Annotated in this window: 18 protein-coding genes; 5 read left to right on the top strand and 13 right to left on the bottom strand. The window is 68.0% G+C overall.

Annotation, left to right across the window (positions count from 1 at the left end):
- Positions 1-293: 293 nt before the first annotated feature.
- Positions 294-962: a glutathione S-transferase family protein gene (locus POR01S_RS22890; protein WP_042138564.1), complete on the bottom strand. Its 669-nt coding sequence runs from the start codon at positions 960-962 to the stop codon at positions 294-296.
- 29 nt (positions 963-991) lie between these two features.
- Positions 992-2272 carry a mechanosensitive ion channel family protein gene (locus tag POR01S_RS22885; protein ID WP_027598333.1) on the bottom strand — a complete coding sequence of 427 codons (1281 nt, stop codon included), beginning with the start codon at positions 2270-2272 and terminating at the stop codon, positions 992-994.
- Between the two features lie 112 nt (positions 2273-2384).
- Here POR01S_RS22885 and POR01S_RS22880 point away from each other — a divergent pair, with 112 nt between their 5' ends.
- On the top strand, positions 2385-2774 hold the full coding sequence (locus tag POR01S_RS22880; protein WP_042138562.1) for a DUF6491 family protein: 390 nt from the start codon (positions 2385-2387) through the stop codon (positions 2772-2774).
- Between the two features lie 6 nt (positions 2775-2780).
- The gene (locus POR01S_RS22875) at positions 2781-3335 is read left to right on the top strand and encodes a DUF488 domain-containing protein (RefSeq protein WP_042138560.1); all 555 of its coding nucleotides are present in this window, start codon (positions 2781-2783) and stop codon (positions 3333-3335) included.
- Between the two features lie 15 nt (positions 3336-3350).
- Here the strand turns inward: POR01S_RS22875 and POR01S_RS22870 are convergent, their stop codons facing one another.
- The 3 genes from POR01S_RS22870 to POR01S_RS22860 form a co-directional block, all read right to left on the bottom strand.
- Positions 3351-3557: a hypothetical protein gene (locus POR01S_RS22870; RefSeq protein ID WP_042138558.1), complete on the bottom strand. Its 207-nt coding sequence runs from the start codon at positions 3555-3557 to the stop codon at positions 3351-3353.
- 108 nt (positions 3558-3665) lie between these two features.
- Entirely contained in the window at positions 3666-4487 is an 822-nt protein-coding gene (locus POR01S_RS22865; protein WP_042138555.1) for a M23 family metallopeptidase, read from the bottom strand.
- A 76-nt stretch (positions 4488-4563) separates the two neighbouring features.
- Entirely contained in the window at positions 4564-5670 is a 1107-nt protein-coding gene (locus POR01S_RS22860; protein ID WP_042138553.1) for an L-dopachrome tautomerase-related protein, read from the bottom strand.
- Between the two features lie 159 nt (positions 5671-5829).
- Here POR01S_RS22860 and POR01S_RS22855 point away from each other — a divergent pair, with 159 nt between their 5' ends.
- Positions 5830-6009, top strand: coding sequence for a hypothetical protein (locus tag POR01S_RS22855; RefSeq protein WP_027598327.1), 180 nt, complete (start codon positions 5830-5832; stop codon positions 6007-6009).
- Between the two features lie 3 nt (positions 6010-6012).
- Here POR01S_RS22855 and POR01S_RS22850 read toward each other — a convergent pair whose 3' ends face one another.
- Both POR01S_RS22850 and xseA read right to left on the bottom strand, forming a co-directional pair.
- Positions 6013-7050, bottom strand: a complete 1038-nt coding sequence (locus tag POR01S_RS22850) for a purine-nucleoside phosphorylase (protein WP_027598326.1) — start codon at positions 7048-7050, stop codon at positions 6013-6015.
- 73 nt (positions 7051-7123) lie between these two features.
- On the bottom strand, positions 7124-8503 hold the full coding sequence (gene xseA, locus POR01S_RS22845; protein ID WP_042138551.1) for an exodeoxyribonuclease VII large subunit: 1380 nt from the start codon (positions 8501-8503) through the stop codon (positions 7124-7126).
- Positions 8504-8605: 102 nt separating this feature from the next.
- Between xseA and POR01S_RS22840 the strand changes: the two genes are divergently transcribed.
- Entirely contained in the window at positions 8606-9157 is a 552-nt protein-coding gene (locus POR01S_RS22840) for a hypothetical protein (RefSeq protein WP_042138549.1), read from the top strand.
- Between the two features lie 245 nt (positions 9158-9402).
- On the opposite strand, the gene otnI is transcribed toward POR01S_RS22840, so the two are convergent.
- The 6 genes from otnI to POR01S_RS22810 form a co-directional block, all read right to left on the bottom strand.
- Complete coding sequence (gene otnI, locus POR01S_RS22835) at positions 9403-10182, bottom strand: 2-oxo-tetronate isomerase (RefSeq protein ID WP_042138547.1); 780 nt, start codon at positions 10180-10182, stop codon at positions 9403-9405.
- Between the two features lie 15 nt (positions 10183-10197).
- Complete coding sequence (locus POR01S_RS22830; protein ID WP_027601498.1) at positions 10198-11658, bottom strand: GntT/GntP/DsdX family permease; 1461 nt, start codon at positions 11656-11658, stop codon at positions 10198-10200.
- Between the two features lie 139 nt (positions 11659-11797).
- Entirely contained in the window at positions 11798-12436 is a 639-nt protein-coding gene (gene otnC, locus POR01S_RS22825; protein WP_042138545.1) for a 3-oxo-tetronate 4-phosphate decarboxylase, read from the bottom strand.
- The gene (gene otnK / locus POR01S_RS22820) at positions 12433-13725 is read right to left on the bottom strand and encodes a 3-oxo-tetronate kinase (protein WP_042138542.1); all 1293 of its coding nucleotides are present in this window, start codon (positions 13723-13725) and stop codon (positions 12433-12435) included. The genes otnC and otnK overlap by 4 nt, the downstream gene beginning before the upstream one ends.
- A gap of 5 nt (positions 13726-13730) precedes the next feature.
- Complete coding sequence (gene ltnD / locus POR01S_RS22815; protein ID WP_042138541.1) at positions 13731-14624, bottom strand: L-threonate dehydrogenase; 894 nt, start codon at positions 14622-14624, stop codon at positions 13731-13733.
- Positions 14625-14645: 21 nt separating this feature from the next.
- Positions 14646-15350, bottom strand: a complete 705-nt coding sequence (locus tag POR01S_RS22810) for a FadR/GntR family transcriptional regulator (protein ID WP_042138539.1) — start codon at positions 15348-15350, stop codon at positions 14646-14648.
- A gap of 192 nt (positions 15351-15542) precedes the next feature.
- Between POR01S_RS22810 and dksA the strand changes: the two genes are divergently transcribed.
- The gene (gene dksA, locus POR01S_RS22805) at positions 15543-15947 is read left to right on the top strand and encodes an RNA polymerase-binding protein DksA (RefSeq protein ID WP_042138538.1); all 405 of its coding nucleotides are present in this window, start codon (positions 15543-15545) and stop codon (positions 15945-15947) included.
- Positions 15948-15969 lie beyond the last annotated feature (22 nt).

Genomic DNA, 15969 nt, shown 5'->3' with positions numbered 1-15969 from the left:
AGTGTCGGAGCTGATCGCGGCCATGGGCCGCTCCTACAGGCTCCGATGTGACTGTAGGAGCAGCCGCATCGGCGGACCGCCATGGCCGCGATAAGTAAGGTGGTGTGCCGTCAGTGAAAAACGCTGGCGCGGTTTTCCACGCTACTGGGTTGCAGTTTTCCCTCACCCCAGCCCTCTCCCGGAGGGAGAGGGGGCCTGTCGAGGCAGCCGGATGCAGCGTAGGTTGGATTGGGCTTCAGCGATGTGGCTACTTCAACCCAACCTACTGCGTGAGGATATAGGCGTCCGAGCCTTCAGGCGTAGACGTAGGGCCCACCCTGCTCTAATGCCCGCTGATAAGCCGGACGCGCATGGATGTGCTTGAGGAAGTCCACCAGCTTGGGGCGCTTGCCGTTGTCCAGGCCGGCGCGGCTGGCGGCGGCTTCCAGGGGGAAGCTGAGCTGGATGTCGGCCGCGGTGAAGCTATCGCCGACGAACCAGCCGCTTTCGCCCAGCTGGCTTTCCAGGTAGTCCAGGTGCAGGTCGAGCTGGGGCTGGATGAAGCTGGCCGTGGCCTTGGCGGCGATGCCCTTGGCGATGGGCCTGGCAAAGAAGGGCATGGGCGAGCTAGCGATGCGGTCGAACACCAGCTTGAGCAGCAGCGGGGTCATGGCCGAGCCTTCGGCATAGTGCAGCCAGTAGGTGTAGCGCACGAACTCCGGGCTGTCCTGGGCGGGCAGCAATTGCGGGCCGTAGCGCCGCGCCAGGTAGTCGACGATGGCGCCGGATTCGGCCAGGGTCAGGTCGCCGTCGACGATCACCGGCGACTTGCCCAGCGGATGCACCTTGCGCAACTCCGGCGGGGCGAACAGGCCGCCCGCTGCTCGCTCGTAGCGTTGCACCCGATACTCGATACCGAGCTCTTCGAGCAGCCAGAGCACCCGCTGGGAGCGGGAGTTGTTCAGGTGGTGGACGACGATCATGGTCTTTCCTTAGGCCTGGAGCGGGCGGGTCAGGGCGCCGGGGTGCCCGGTTCGCCGAGGGAGGTCATGGCCTCGGTCGGCTCCAGCCGCATGCGGAAATCGCGTCCGCTCGGGTGCTGGAACACATGGAGGCCGAATTCCGGGAGGATGGAGAGCAGGTGGTCGAAGATGTCCCCCTGGATGCCCTCATATTGCGCCCACACCGTGGTGTTGGTGAAGCAGTAGATCTCCACCGGCAGACCCTCGCTGGAGAGCGGCATCTGGCGCACCAGCAGGGTCATGCCCTGGTGCACCCCGGGATGGGCGCGCAGATAGCGCTCCACATAGGCGCGAAAGGTGCCCAGGTTGGTGACCCGGCGGGTGTTGACCGGCTCCTGGCCGCGTTTTTCCAGCTTGCGATTCCAGTCCGCCAGTTCCTGTTCCTTGGCGGTGAGGTAGTCGTCCAGCAGGTTGAAGCGGTGCAGGTGCTCGCGCTCGGCGTCGCTGAGGAAGTGCACGCTGTTCTGGTCGATGTTGAGCGCGCGCTTGATCCGTCGGCCACCGGCTTCCTGCATGCCGCGGTAGTTGCGGAAGGAGTCGGTGATGAATCTCTTGGTGGGGATGGTGGTGATGGTCTTGTCGAAGTTCTGCACCTTGACCGTGTGCAGGGCGATGTCGATGACGTCGCCGTCGGCGTTGAGCTGGGGCATCTCGATCCAGTCGCCGACGCGGATGATGTCGTTGCTGGAGATCTGCACGCTGGCCACCAGGGAGAGCAGGGTGTCCTGGAAGATCAGCAGCAGCACCGCGGCCATGGCGCCGAGGCCGGAGAGCAGGATCAGCGGCGAGCGGTCGATCAGGGTGGCGATCATCAGGATGACCGCGATGGCGTAGATGACGATCTTGCTGACCTGGACATAGCCCTTGATCGGCTTGAGCCGTGCCGAGGGCCGCCGCGAATAGAGCACGTTGACCACGTTCAGGGCGCTGCCCAGGGCCAGGGCGATGGTCAGCACGATGAAGGCGCTGCAGACGTTCTGCACCACGGTGACCAGGGCCTCGGGACGCCCGGGCACCAGTTCGATGCCGATCGACAGCACCAGGGCCGGGACGATGTTGGCCAGCCGGCCGATGACGCGGTGGTGATTGAGCTCCTGGTCCTGACCGAAGGAGGTGCTGCGCAGCAGGCGATAGAAGCCGCGCACCAGGATGCGCTTGACGATCCAGTTGAGCACCCAGGCCGCCAGCAGCAGGCCGAGGCAGGCGACCAGGGTGAGCAGTTGCGGGTGTTTTTCGAGGTCGTCGATCAGGTTGGTCAGGGCCGTGGGCATAGGGGGTCTCTTGACGGGATACTACGGGCGCCACGTTAGCAAAGCTGCGCCCAGCATGCCGTATTCGGCGCCTGTGCTCGGTCCAAGGTTCAGCCCTTCCAGGAAAAATTCCATGCGCGTTCTACCTGCCTTTTTCACCCTCGTCGCCGTGCTGCTGCTAGCCGGTTGCGCCGGACGTCCCTTCGGACCGCCGACCCTGGACGATCGCCTGGCCGACCTCGGCTATCGGCAGGGCGCGGCCATGGACACCATCCTGGGCTTCGATCTGTCCGGCTGGCACTACCTGGACACCCGGCACCTGGCGCTGGGCACCGGGTTGGGCCGCGCCTACCTGGTGGACTTCACCGTGCCCTGCCGCAATCTGGCCGCTGGCAATCGCCTCGGCTATCGCTCGCGGGCTGCCGGCCTGCGCCCGGGTGACGTCCTCGTCTCCACCGATGCCCGGGGCAACCGTATGGAGTGCCCCATCGGCGGGCTGTATCGCCTCGATCCCTGGCGCTGAAATCCCATGATCCTGACCCTCGGTCATTCCAATCATCCGCTGGCGCGCTATGTCGAGCTGCTGCAGGCGCAGGGGGTGACGGCAGTGGCCGATGTGCGCTCCCAACCCTATAGCCGCCATGTGCCCCAGTATCGCCGCGAGGCCCTGCGCGACGGTCTGGCCGCGGCGGGGATCGCCTATGTGTTCTTGGGCCGGGAGCTGGGCGCGCGCAGCCCGGACCCAGCGCATTACGAGGACGGACAGCTGCGCTATGACCGCCTGGCCGCCAGCGCGCCGTTCCAGCAGGGATTGCTGCGGCTGGAGCAGGGCCAGGCCCGCTGGCGCATCGCCCTGCTCTGCGCCGAGCGCGATCCCCTGACCTGTCATCGTGGCCTGCTGGTGGCGCCCTGCCTGGTGCGGCGGGGCCTGGCAGTGACCCATATCCATGCGGACGGTCGGCTGGAATCCCAGGCCGAGCTGGAGGACCGGCTACTGGCCGCGACTGGGCTGGCGGATGGCGATCTGTTCAGCTCGCGAGAGGAGCGGCTGCAGCAGGCCTATGCGCGCCATGGCTGGGGCTAGGAAAGAAAAGCGAATTTAGCGCTCGACCGGCTCGCGCTTCTTCCACCAGCCGGCATAGAGGCCGATGGGATAGACACTGACCAGCACGGCGTATACCACCCAGGTGCGCCAGGACCAGGCCGACAGCACGAACCCCTGGGAGAAGCCGACCAGCAGGTAGCAGGCCGCTGCGACCAGCAGAATGCTGCCGAGGGCACTGCCGAAGCGGGGTTTCTCAGTCATGGCGTCGGCTCCAGGCCCGGGCGGCCGCAGGAAAGAAAGGGCGTTCCTTTTAAGCCGAAGCCGGCTGTCTGGCAATGCCTGCGACTGCTACCAATTGTTTGCCACTGTTCAGGGCTTGAAGGCGCCGATGAAGATGCTCGGATCGACGCGCACGTCATTGAGGCTGACGTTCCAGTGCAGGTGCGGGCCGGTCGCGCGCCCGGTGCTGCCGACGCGACCGACCACCCCGCCACGGGGCACCTCCTGGCCGACCTGGACGTCGACGCGGGAGAGATGGCAGAACATGCTGATCAGCCCCTGGCCGTGGTCGACGAACACCGTCTTGCCGTTGAAGAAGTAGTCGCCCACCAGCACCACCTTGCCGGCCGCGGGCGCCTTGACCGGCGTGCCGGCGGGCACCGCGAAGTCCAGGCCGGAATGCGGATTGCGCTCCTGGCCATTGAAGAAGCGGCGCAGGCCGAAGGGACTTGAGAGCGGGCCGTCCACCGGCTTGTCGAGGAGCAGGTTGCTGGGCTGGTTCGGCGAGAACAGCCGGTAGGCGGCCTGCTGTTCGGCCAGCTCGCGTTCGAAGCGCTTGAGATCCTCGGGGTTGGGCGTGACCTGGCGCTGGTTCTTCAGGGTGATGCGCTGCTCGGCATAGTGGCGGTTGCCGACCGTGAAGGCCTGGGGTGCTGCGCCGGCGACCTCCAGCGGCTGGCGACCCGCGGCGGTGCCCAGGGGGATGCCGATGATGGCCACCCAGCCGTTGCCGTCCTTGACCACCAGCACCGGCTTGCCCTGGTAGCGCACCCGCGGCGCCGCGTCGCCGGGGATCGGCACCACGGCGACGCCGCCCGGCACGGGCTTGTCCAGCAGGCGTTGCAGGTAGGTACCGGCATGTGCGGGCAGGGCGAGGAACAGGCAGCAGAGCAGGGGCAGCAGGCGGGACATGGGGTTTTCCAACGGCGAAAACGCCCATGCTGGAGCAGGCGAGGGCCGCAGGGCAAGGCGCCCGCAGCCCGCTTCGTCAGTTGGGCACGATCTTGTAGAGCACGGTTTCCAGGGCCGGCTTCTGCTTGGGATCGAAGAAGCTCATTTCGGGGATGCGCGAATCCGTGACATAGACGGTGCCATCCGGTCCGCGACCGAAGGTGTCCGGCCAGATCAGTTTCTTGTCCTGCACCAGGGTGGTGAGCTGGCCGTTCTCGCGGATCTTCACCGCATGGTCTTCCACCGCGCTGACATAGAGGCGCCCTTGCGGGTCCATCAGCAGGCCATCGGCCGGACCATTCTCGCCGACCTTTTCCACCTTGGCCGGCAGGCTGGCGAGGTCGTCGCCCTGCAGCGCCGCGGTGGCGATGCGGTAGAGGGTATTGCCCTTGACCGCCTGCCAGTAGAGGTAGTCGCCTGCCGGGGAGAGGGCGATGCCGTCGGCGGAGAATTCCACGCCGCGGCCATCCGGACGCATCAGCGGCTCGCCATCGGCCTTGACCTTGACGCCCTTCTCGGCCTGGGTGCTTGGATCGCCATCCAGGGCGCGTCGCGCCTTGCCGCTCTCCAGATCCAGAACCACCAGGGCGCCGCGGGCACCGGAATCGGTGATATAGGCGTGGCGACCGTCCGGGCTGAATCTCACGTCGTTCAGGTAGCTGCCCTGGGGCGCCACGCTCTCGTCCAGCGCATAGACCTTGCTCACTTGGTTGCTGGCCAGGTCGATCTTGACCAGCTTGGGTGCGCCGGGCACCACCAGCGCCTGGGCCGGAGCGCCCGGATCGATCACCCAGAGACTGCCGCGACCGTCGGCCACCACGGATTGCACGCAGACCCAGTGGTTGCCCGGGGTCAGCTCGTCGCGCTTGGCATTGCGCCAGCCGTTCCAGGCCGGGTCCGGATAGGGCGCCAGGCTGCCATCGGGCTTGAGTTCAGCGACCGAGACCTCGCTGTCTTCGGTCCAGCGGGGGAAGTTGACGAAGATCCGTCCGCTCTCGCTGACGGTGACGCCGGTGACCTGGTGATCGAAGCTGGCGACCTTTTCCAGTTTGGCGCTGGATTCGGCGGCCAGGGCGACCGGTGCCAGGGGCAGGGCGGTCAGCAGGGTGGCCAGGGCGAGGCGGGAGAGGGCGGGTCTGGGCATGGCGGATTCCTGATGGGTGACCGGAAGGGCCGGTCCTGCAGGTACGACTGCGCCAGCCGCCTGGAAGATCGCCGGGGCCGACGGCCGGCCGGCCCTGGCCCCGGCGGGAACGTCCGTGGAAATCCCGGGGTCCTCCTTCAAATCCCAAGGGAGAAGACCATGCCTCGTCTCATCACCAGCAGCCTGGCCCTGCTGACCCTCGGCGCTCTGCTCGCCGGTTGCGACAAGTCGCCGGAAACGCCACCACCCCAGCGCAGCGAGGTGGTGCAAAAGAGCGCGCCGGGCAGCGATCCGGCTACCCAGTCACCCGAGCGAACCGTGGAGCAGCCCCGCCAGTAGGGCTCAGCTCGCCGGCACGCCTTGCTGCCAGACATCCCAGTGTTCGACAATCTCCTGCACCAGCGGATTGCCGGTGCGATAGAGATTTTCCAGCGCCGGGGCGAAACCGCCCTGCTTGGCGTAGTCGAGCAGGTTGTCGACCTCGGAGGCGCCCTTGGCCGGGCGGTCGAAGTCCGAGCCGGCACGGACCACCGCCAGGCGCTGCAGGTCGACCTTGCCCAGACGGCTGGCGCGCAGCAGGGCCTCGTAGGTGGCGTTGTCCTCCTGCTGGGTGGTGCAGTAGCGGCCCTGGCCGTTGGTGAGCAGACGGGTCCATTCCTCGGCGCGTTCGGAGAGGCGGGTGCCGGAATACCAGGTGTCGCCGGCCAGGGTGTCGCAGCGGGTCACCACCGGCGGCTGATTGGCCGGGGCGTAATCGTAGCGTTGGCGCCAGGCCTTGGATTCCGCGCTCTCGGTCAGCTCGGCCTGGCGGGACAGGGCATAGGCCTTGTCCCTCAGCCGCACATTGAGTTCGAACACCTCGGTCTTGTAGTCCAGCGGCGGTTTCTCGCCCGGCCCCCGGGTGTTGATGCCCAGGTAGCCGGTGGGCCAGTCCTTGGGCACGTCGCGGGGATCGAGCTCCCACTGGATGCCGAAGTCCACCAGGTAGCGCGCCCAGGCGGTGGTGCCCAGGGTGCCTTCCTTGGGACTGATCCCGGCGATGCCGGCGATCAGGAAGTAGGTGTGTTTGAGGTCGAACTTGGGCGACAGGGTCAGCGCCAGGGTCGAGGCGGCGGCGTTGGCGTGCCCCATTCCAGTGGTCATCAGGCACACCCGTGCCTCATTGCAGAGCACATCCGGATAGTCGGCGGAGAGCCCGTCGACGGCGACCTTATGGGTGAGCTTGAGGCGATCGATCCAGGTCTGGGCCTCGGGGGCGAACATCGCCACGAGCATGACCTTGGGTTGCAGCGGCGCGGCGGGCGGGTTCGCGGCCTGAGCCGCGCCGGCCAGCAGGGCGGTGGTGAGGGGAAACAGGGAAGCGCGCAGAAGGGAATGCATGGAGGGCCTCGGTAGGGGGAAATCCTGACCGAGGGTTCAAGATACATGCCACCATCGGTCCGGGTTGGACCGATTAGTCCAACAGAGACAGAGTGGTGGGTTCTTGGTGATTGTCCAGTACCCGCACCGCCAGTTCGCCCTCGGCGAGGCGGGCAATGAGCTTTTGCCCATTGGCGACCTCGGCGGCGGAGCGCACGGCATGGCCCCGCTCGTCGAGCAGGATGCTGTAGCCGCGACCCAGGGTCGCCAGGGGGCTGACGATCTGCAGCGTCTGCACGGTGCCGGCCAGGCGCTGCTGGCGCTCCTTCAACTGGCGCTGCATGACCCGGGGTAACCGCTCGGCCAGTTGCTCCAGGCGCTGGCGCAACAGAGCCAGCTGGCGCCCGGGATGCTGGCCGGCCAGGCGGGTGTCCAGGTGCGCCAGGCGATCGCGGCGGCGATTCTGGGCGATGACATAGGCGCGGCGCAGGCGCAGGTCCAGGTCATCCAGCCGCTGGGCCTGCTGACGCAGTCGTTCGCCGGGATGGCGCAGGCGGCGGCTGCAGGCTTCCAGACGCAGGCGCTCGCGGGCCAGGCGCTCGCGCATGCGCAGGAGCAGCTGGCGATGCAGACCGTCCAGCCGCTGGCGCAGGTCGGCGCTGTGGGGCGCCAGCAACTCCGCGGCCGCCGACGGGGTAGGGGCGCGGACATCGGCGACGAAGTCGGCGATGGAGACATCGGTCTCGTGGCCGACGGCGCTCACTACCGGGGTCTGGCAGGCGGCCAGGGCGCGGGCCACGGGTTCTTCGTTGAAACACCAGAGGTCTTCCAGAGAGCCGCCGCCCCGGGCCAGGATCAGCGCATCGAAGCCCTGGCGGTCGGCCAGTTGCAGGGCGCGGACGATCTGGGCGGTGGCCTCGCGACCCTGCACGGCGGTGGGGATCAGCGTCAGCTCCACCTGGGGCGCGCGTCTCTTGAAGACGCTGACGATGTCGCGGATCACCGCGCCGGTCGGCGAGGAGACGATGCCGATGCGCTGCGGATGGGCGGGCAGCGGGCGCTTGCGTTCGGCGGCGAACATGCCCTCGGCGGCCAGCCGCTCCTTGAGCGCCTCGAAGGCCAGGCGCAGGGCACCGTCGCCGGCCGGTTCGACGCTGTCGAGGATCAGCTGGTAGTCGCCGCGGCCTTCGAACAGCGAGACCTTGCCGCGCACCTTGACCGCCAGGCCGTCGCGCAGGGCCTGGCGCACCCGGCTGGCGTGCTGGCGGAACAGCGCGCAACGCACCTGGGCCTGGCCGTCCTTGAGGGTGAAATAGAGATGGCCGGACGCCGGCTTGGCCAGGTTGGAGATCTCGCCCTCGACCCAGACCTGGGCGAAGACGTCCTCCAGCAGCACCCGGGCGCGGCTGTTGAGCTGGCTGACGCTGAGCACCTCGCGGTCGAGACCGAGGCGGGCGAAGGGGGCCTTGAACATGGGGCGCTTTCTATGGCTTTCGTCGGCCTCACCTTAGCAGCTATGGGCGCGCGGCGAGCAGCGGATTAAGCTGCGCGCCCCATTCTTCGAGACCCGCGCTCCATGACCCTGCGCCAGACCATCCTCGCTCCCCGCATTTCCAGCCATCCACGGGTGGAGCGCACCGCCGTGGAGATCCTCGGCTGGCTCGCCGCCAGTGGCGTGGTCCGGGCCGAGGCCTCGCCTTGCCTGCCCAGTCGCGGCCGGCGGGGCCATGCGCCGGGTCCGCGACTGACCGAGGTGCTGCGCCTGACGCCGGGCATGGACGATCCGCGCGACTATGCCGATGGCGGTCTGGAGATCGTCACCGAGCGCTGCATCTTCACCCCGCTGGACGGCTTCGAGGGGCGGGCGCGTTGCCCTGCCTGCCGTCGCGAGATCGGCGAGGCGCTGTTCGAGCACCTGGAGGTGTGGATGCCGGCGGAAAGCGACAACTTCGCCTGCCCGGAATGCGATCACGAAGACGACATCAACGGCTTCGACTTCCCCCAGCCCTGCGCCTTTTCCGACCTGGGCTTCATCTTCAACCACTGGCCGGCACGGGCCTTCGCTCCGGCCTTCCTGGAGGAATTCCGGAGAAGGCTGGGGCAGCCGTTGGCGGTGGTTGAGGTCTAAGGGTTTTTAGATATCTATCGCGGCCATGGGCCGCTCCTACAGGCTCCGATTCATCTGTAGGAGCGGCCCATGGCCGCGATAGAGCGATAGATCCTTAGCGTGGAAAACCGCGTAGCGTTTTCCACTGGGCACGGTGCTTGATGGTAGGTTGGGTTGAGAGGGCTTTTTCGTCGAAGCCCAACAGGCACGCGCGGCTGGATGTGTGGGGTGTTGGGCTTTGCTGCGCTCAACCCAACCTACGTCTCTTATGCTTGCAACCTGCGCAACCACTCCAGCCCGGCCGAGGTATCGCCGCGCGGGCGGTACTCGCAGCCGATCCAGCCGTCATAGCCGAGGGCGTCGAAGCGCTCGAACAGGTAGGGGTAATGGAGCTCGCCCAGGTCAGGTTCGTGGCGGTCAGGGACGCCGGCGATCTGCACGTGGCCGATGCCGGCGAAGTCGCGCTCGAAGGTCTTGCTGACATCGCCCTCGACGATCTGGCAGTGGTAGCAGTCGAATTGCACCTTCAGATTGTCAGCGCCGATGGCCTGGCGGATGGCCTGGGCGTCGTCCTGGCGATTGAGGAAATAGCCGGGCATGTCGCGCGGGTTGATCGGCTCGATGAGGATCGTTACCCCGGCCTTGGCCGCCTGCTCGGCGGCATGGGCCAGGTTGCCCAGGTAGGTGTCGCGGGCGCGGGCCCGGTCGACCCCGGTGGGCAGCAGCCCAGCCATCACGTGCACCAGGCGATTGCCCAGCACGGCGGCGTAGTCCAGGGCGCGGTCGATGCCGGCGCGGCACTCGGCCTCGCGACCGGGCAGGGCGGCCAGGCCGCGCTCGCCAGCGGCCCAGTCACCGGGTGGGGCATTGAACAGCACCTGGGTCAGGCCGGCGGAGTCCAGCCGGGCCTTGATCTCGGCGGCGGTGTGCTCATAGGGAAAGAGGTATTCCACGGCCTGGAAACCATCCGCCGCGGCGGCGGCGAAGCGGTCGAGGAAGGCATGCTCGGGGTAGAGCATGCTGAGGTTGGCGGCGAAGCGGGGCATGGCTTGTCTCCCAGATCAGACGAAGGGCCAGAGCAGCAGGGTGATGGCGAAGCCCAGGCACCCCAGCAGGGTGGTCAGGACGGTCCAGGTACGCAAGCCGTCGGCGACGCTCAGGCCGACCAGCTTGGTGAAGATCCAGTAGCCGGCGTCGTTGATGTGCGACACGGCCAGACCGCCGGCGCCCATGGCCAGGCACAGCAGGGCCATGTGGTTGGCCGAGAGGTCCAGGGTGGCGATCAGCGGGCCGAGGATGCCGGCGGTGGTGACCAGGGCCACGGTGGTGGAGCCCTGAACCGCACGCAGCAGCAGGGTCAGCACGAAGCCCAGCGCCAGCACCGGCAGGCCGGTGGCGCGCAGCAGCTCCGAGACCACCGCGCCGATGCCGGTGTCCACTAGCACCTTGCCGAAGACGCCGCCGGCACCGGCGATGAGGATGACCATGGCGACGCCGGGCAGCGCCGAGCCGATGACGTCCGAGACCTGCTCGCGCGACCAGCCGCGGCGGAAGCCCAGCACATAGGCGCACAGCAGGGTGTCGATCAGCAGGGCCACCAGGGGCGCGCCGACCACGGTGAGGATGTCGCGCAGCAGGTTGCCGGCGGGCAGCCAGCTGGTGGCCAGGGTACCCAGCAGGATCAGTACGATGGGCAGCAGGATCAGGGTCACTACCAGACCGAAGCCGGGCGCCGGGGCGGGCGGCAGACCGGCGGCGAGGCCGGCCGGGGTCTCGTCGACCTTGACCGCAGCGGCGCCGAGGCTGGGCAGGCCGGGGGCCATGTCCTGGCCGCGGCCCCACTGCTGCAGGTGGGTGTCGGTGATCTGCGGGCCATAGACGTCGCTACGGATATCGTCGGTCATGGGGTAGTGACGACGGGTCATGCGCCCGGCCACCCACCAGCCGATCAGGGCCAGCACGGCGGTGATCGGCAGGCCGAACAGCAGCACCCGACCCAGGTCGGCGCCCAGCTGGCCGGCGGCGGCCACGGCGCCCGGGTGGGGCGGCAGCATGGCGTGCACGGTGAGCATGGTGGCGCACATCGGCAGGGCGAAGACGATCAGCGGCTTGCGCGCAGTGCGGGCGATGCCATAGGCCAGCGGCATCAGCACGATCACACCGACCTCGAAGAACACCGGGATGCCGACCAGGAAGCCGGCCAGGGTCAGCGCCAGCGGCGTGCGTCTGTTGCCGAAGCGCTCGATCAGCGTCTTGGCCAGGGCCTCGGCGCCACCGGAGAGTTCGATGATGCGCCCGATCATGGCGCCCAGGGCGATGATGATGGCGATGTGGCCGAGGATCTTGCCCATGCCGCCTTCGATGGTGGCGACCAGCTTGGACGGCTCGACGCCGGCGGCCAGGGCCACCAGGATGCTCACTAGCATCAGCGCCACGAAGGGCTGGAATTTGTACTTGAGAACCAGGAACAGCAGCAGGGCGATGCCCGCCGCGGCGATGAGGACCAGCAGCAACGGACTCATGAACGGGACTCCGGGCGGATGGGGCTGACGACGTGGGACATGGCACTTTCCTCGCTATTGTTGTTTTTCCAGGGCAAGCCGATCCCGCGACGGCCAACGAGGGCCATCGTGGGGGTATTGCGGTAGCGCGGGCTTCAGGTCACCAGACGGCGCCGAAGGTCTCCGCCAGTTCGGCCAGCGCGGCGGCATCCAGCGGCGCCGGGCGCGGCTCGGTCAGCAGCCACAGCCGCGCGGTTTCTTCCAGCTCCTCCAGGGCGAAGCTGGCCTTGCTCACGCTGCTTTCCCAGACCACCGGACCGAGGCGTTCGAGCATCACGCCGCGGACCCGGTTGGCCAGCTGCGCCACCTGCTCGGCGACGCTGGCGGCGCCCGGGCGGGCATAGGGGATCAGCGGGATATGACCGACCTTCATCACCTGGTAGGGGGTGATGGGCGGCAGGATGTCGTCCGGGCGCCAGACGCCGGCCAGGGTCAGGGCCACCAGGTGGGTGGAGTGGGTATGCACCACGCCGCCCACGCCTGGATTGCGGTCATAGACCTGGCGATGCAGGGCCAGGGTCTTGGACGGCTTGTCGCCGGAGACCCAGTCGCCGTTCAGGCCGACCTTGGCGATGGCCGCCGGATCGAGGCGACCGAGGCAGGCATCGGTGGGGGTGATCAGCCAGCCGTCTTCCAGGCGGGCGCTGATGTTGCCGGCGCTGCCCACGGTGTAGCCGCGGGCATAGAGGCTGGCGCCGACGGTACAGATCTCTTCGCGCAGCCGGGCTTCGACGCTCATGGCTGTTCTCCCGCCAGCTGGCGCAGGGCCTTGGCGAAGAAGTCGCGGCTGCCGAAGTTGCCGGACTTGAGCGCCAGGGCCAGGGGTTCGCCCTGTACCTGGCCGAGGGTGGCCGGCACGCCCGGATCGATCTGGGCGCCGATGCGCAGGGCTTGTACGCCCAGGGCCTGGACCACGGCGCCGGAGGTCTCGCCACCGGCCACCACCAGACGGCGCACGCCGCGGTCGAACAGTCCGCGGGCGATCTGGCCGAGCGCGCGCTCCACCAGTTCACCGGCGCGCGCCACGCCCAGTTCGCGCTGGATGGCCTTGACCTCGTCGGCGGGGCTGGTGGCATAGATCAGCACGGCCTGGTCCTGTTCGCGCGCCCAGGCGAGGGCGGCGTCGATACTGTCGTCACCCTGGGCCAGCGCCAGTGGATCCAGGCGCAGGGCCGGGCGACCGGCTTCCAGCCAGGCGGCGACCTGGCCATTGGTGGCCTGGGACGCGCTGCCGGCCAGCACGGCTTCGCCACCGGTGGGCAACTCCAGGGCGGCGGCGTCGTGCGCCTGCAGTAGACCGGCGCGGCGGAAATTCTCCGGCAGGCCCTGGGCGATGCCCGAACCACCGGTGACCAGGGGCAGCTCCGCACAGGCCGCGCCCAGGGTGTGCAGATCGGCGTCGGACAGGGCATCGGCGATGGCCAGACGATGACCCGAAGTCCGGAGCTCGGCGATGGCCGCGCGCACGGCCTCGGGGCCCTTGGCGACCTGGTCGTAGCGCAGCAGCCCTACCTTGCCGCGACTCTGGGCCTGCAGCACCCGCACCAGGTTGGCATCGCCCATGGGCGTCAGCGGGTGGTGCTGCATGCCGGATTCGCTGAGCAGCTGGTCCTGCACGAACAGGTGGCCACGGAACAGGGTGCGGCCGGTCTCCGGGAAGGCCGGGCAGGCCAGGGTGAAGTCGCAGTCCAGCGCCTCCTGCAGGGCCTCGGCCACCGGGCCGATGTTGCCTTCCGCGGTGGAGTCGAAGGTGGAGCAGTACTTGAAGAAGAACTGCCGGCAGCCACGCTGGCGCAGCCAGGCGAGGGCGGCCAGGGATTCGCTCACCGCCTCGGCGGCCGGCGTGGTGCGGGATTTCAGCGCCACTACCACGGCGTCGGCGGCTTCCAGTTCGGCGTCGGCAGCGGGTACGCCGATCACCTGCACGGTGCGCATGCCGCCGCGCACCAGCATGTTGGCGAGATCGGTGGCGCCGGTGAAGTCGTCGGCGATGCAGCCCAGCAGCGGGCGGGTCTCGGTCGCGCTCATCGGTCTCACTCCGCGGCCTTCGGCAGCTCGATGCCCGGGAAGATCTTGATCACCGCCGAGTCGTCTTCACGACCGTAGCCGGCGGTGGAGGCCTGCATGAACATCTGGTGGGCGGTGGCCGACAGCGGCAGCGGGAATTTCGAGGTTCGCGCGGTATCCAGCACCAGGCCCAGGTCCTTGACGAAGATGTCCACGGCGGACAGCGGGGTGTAGTCGGCCTTGAGGATGTGCGGCACGCGATTCTCGAACATCCAGGAATTGCCGGCGCTGTGGGTGATGACCTCGTAGAGGGCCTCCGGATCGACGCCTTCGCGCAGGCCCAGGGCCATGGCCTCGGCGGAGGCGGCGATGTGCACCCCGGCCAGGAGCTGGTTGATGATCTTGACCTTGGAACCCTGGCCGGGCGCATCGCCCAGGCGATAGACCTTGCCGGCCATGGCGGCCAGGACTGCCTCGCCCTTGGCATAAGCCTCCGCGGTGCCGGAGGTCATCATGGTCATCTCGCCGCTGGCGGCCTTGGCGGCGCCCCCGGACAGCGGGGCGTCCAGCAGCAGGATGCCGCGCTCGGCCAGGCGCTCGCCCAGCTCCACGGCGTAGGCCGGGGCCACGGTGGCGCAGGCGATCACCAGGCTGCCCGGACGCAGGGCAGAGGCGGCGCCGCTTTCACCGAACAGCACGGCTTCGGTCTGCTCGGCGTTGACCACCACGGTGATGAGGATGTCGCAGCTGTCGGCCAGGGCCGCAGGCGAGGTGCAGGCCACGCCGCCTTCGCTGGCGAAGGCTTCCAGCACGCTGGCGCGCACGTCGCAGGCATGCACGGCGAAGCCGGCCCGCAGCAGCGAACGGGCGACGCCCAGACCCATGGCCCCGAGGCCGATGACACCGACGTTGTCTTGCATCTTGTTGTTCTCCGTAAAAGGTCAGGCGAAGCCGGCCTGCCGCAGGCGGCGGGCGGCGTTGTAGATGTGTTGGCGGGCGGCGTTGGCGGCGGCCAGGGGATCGCCGAGGCGAATGGCGGCGACGATGGCCTGGTGTTCTTCGTGCACCTGACGGGAGAAGTCCTCGCGCCGCGCCTCGTTGGTGCGGGTGATGCGGGTGGCCGTCTCCAGGTACTGGCTGACGAATTCCAGGGTCCTGATGAAGTAGGGATTGCCGGTGGCCTGGGCGATGGTGCGATGGAAGGCCACGTCGGCGCGTACGCCGTCTTGGCCGTCGGCGACCTCTTCGTCGATGGCGGCCAGGGCCTCGTCGATGGCGACCAGATCGGTCTCGCTGCGGTTGATGGCGGCTTCGGAGGCGATCTCGGCCTCGATGGCGCGACGCAGGTCCAGCAGGTGGAAGACGCTGCCGGGCAGGCTGGCTTCGTCGGCGTCGATGCGCAGCGGACGGATGCTGGCGTGAGCGGTGACGAAGATGCCGCGACCCTGCTGGGGCTGCAGCACGCCTTCGTTCTTCAGGCGGGAGATGGCCTCGCGCACCACGGTACGGCTGACGCCGAAGGCTTCGGAGAGCAGGGCTTCGCTGGGGATCTTGCTGCCGGGGGCGAAGACGCCGGCTTCGATCTTGTCCAGCAGCTGCTGAGCGACACTGTCGCTCAGGACATTGGCGGGAACCTTGGCGAACATGGAGACCTGCTTATGTGGTTGTAAGGTTGTCATACAGGTTGTAGCGCTACTTTCGCACAGGCTTTTGCCTTTGTGTAGTGGTTTGGGCTGAGGCACTACGGAATTTTTGTGATGGATTCTACGGCTGGCAGAAGCGGGCTAGAGCGGCTATTAAGTGTTATAATATAACATTTGCGGATGGAGGGCTGGTCGATGACCGCTGAAGAACTGCTGGCGCTACCTGCCGCGGACTACATGAACGAGGTCCAGCGCGCATTCTTTCGCCAGTTGCTGCTGACCCAGCGTGGCGATCTGCAGCGCCTGATCGACGAGCAGGTGGAAGACCTGCGCGGCCTGGACACCCACGGCGATCCGGCTGACATCGGCAATGCCGAGCAGGAACGCCAGTGGCAACTGCGCCAGCTGGAACGGGAAAAGAAGCTGCTGGACAAGATCGACGCTGCCTTGGAGCGCCTGGCCCGCGACGACTACGGCTGGTGCCAGGAGACCGGCGAACCTATCGGCCTCGCGCGGCTGCTGCTGAGACCCACCGCGACCCTCAGCGTGGAAGCCAAGGAGCGCCAGGAACAGCGGGAGCGGCATCTGCAGTCGTCGTGAGGGATTCGCGGTTGGGCTTCCC

Origin of the sequence: Pseudomonas oryzihabitans NBRC 102199 (assembly GCF_000730625.1) — a bacterium.
Lineage (GTDB): Bacteria > Pseudomonadota > Gammaproteobacteria > Pseudomonadales > Pseudomonadaceae > Chryseomonas > Chryseomonas oryzihabitans.
Note: the sequence above shows the minus strand (reverse complement) of the source record. Positions and strands in the feature narration are given on the sequence as shown.

Coding starts and splice junctions, on each gene's coding strand:
- ltnD (WP_042138541.1), bottom strand. CDS start 14,624: ATGCAAGACAACGTCGGTGTCATCGGCCTCGGGGCCATGGGTCTGGGC.
- otnI (WP_042138547.1), bottom strand. CDS start 10,182: ATGCCCCGCTTCGCCGCCAACCTCAGCATGCTCTACCCCGAGCATGCC.
- POR01S_RS22850 (WP_027598326.1), bottom strand. CDS start 7,050: ATGCATTCCCTTCTGCGCGCTTCCCTGTTTCCCCTCACCACCGCCCTG.
- otnK (WP_042138542.1), bottom strand. CDS start 13,725: ATGAGCGCGACCGAGACCCGCCCGCTGCTGGGCTGCATCGCCGACGAC.
- xseA (WP_042138551.1), bottom strand. CDS start 8,503: ATGTTCAAGGCCCCCTTCGCCCGCCTCGGTCTCGACCGCGAGGTGCTC.
- POR01S_RS22860 (WP_042138553.1), bottom strand. CDS start 5,670: ATGCCCAGACCCGCCCTCTCCCGCCTCGCCCTGGCCACCCTGCTGACC.
- POR01S_RS22810 (WP_042138539.1), bottom strand. CDS start 15,350: ATGTTCGCCAAGGTTCCCGCCAATGTCCTGAGCGACAGTGTCGCTCAG.
- POR01S_RS22875 (WP_042138560.1), top strand. CDS start 2,781: ATGATCCTGACCCTCGGTCATTCCAATCATCCGCTGGCGCGCTATGTC.
- POR01S_RS22870 (WP_042138558.1), bottom strand. CDS start 3,557: ATGACTGAGAAACCCCGCTTCGGCAGTGCCCTCGGCAGCATTCTGCTG.
- otnC (WP_042138545.1), bottom strand. CDS start 12,436: ATGAGCGTCGAAGCCCGGCTGCGCGAAGAGATCTGTACCGTCGGCGCC.
- dksA (WP_042138538.1), top strand. CDS start 15,543: ATGACCGCTGAAGAACTGCTGGCGCTACCTGCCGCGGACTACATGAAC.
- POR01S_RS22890 (WP_042138564.1), bottom strand. CDS start 962: ATGATCGTCGTCCACCACCTGAACAACTCCCGCTCCCAGCGGGTGCTC.
- POR01S_RS22865 (WP_042138555.1), bottom strand. CDS start 4,487: ATGTCCCGCCTGCTGCCCCTGCTCTGCTGCCTGTTCCTCGCCCTGCCC.
- POR01S_RS22880 (WP_042138562.1), top strand. CDS start 2,385: ATGCGCGTTCTACCTGCCTTTTTCACCCTCGTCGCCGTGCTGCTGCTA.
- POR01S_RS22830 (WP_027601498.1), bottom strand. CDS start 11,658: ATGAGTCCGTTGCTGCTGGTCCTCATCGCCGCGGCGGGCATCGCCCTG.
- POR01S_RS22840 (WP_042138549.1), top strand. CDS start 8,606: ATGACCCTGCGCCAGACCATCCTCGCTCCCCGCATTTCCAGCCATCCA.
- POR01S_RS22855 (WP_027598327.1), top strand. CDS start 5,830: ATGCCTCGTCTCATCACCAGCAGCCTGGCCCTGCTGACCCTCGGCGCT.
- POR01S_RS22885 (WP_027598333.1), bottom strand. CDS start 2,272: ATGCCCACGGCCCTGACCAACCTGATCGACGACCTCGAAAAACACCCG.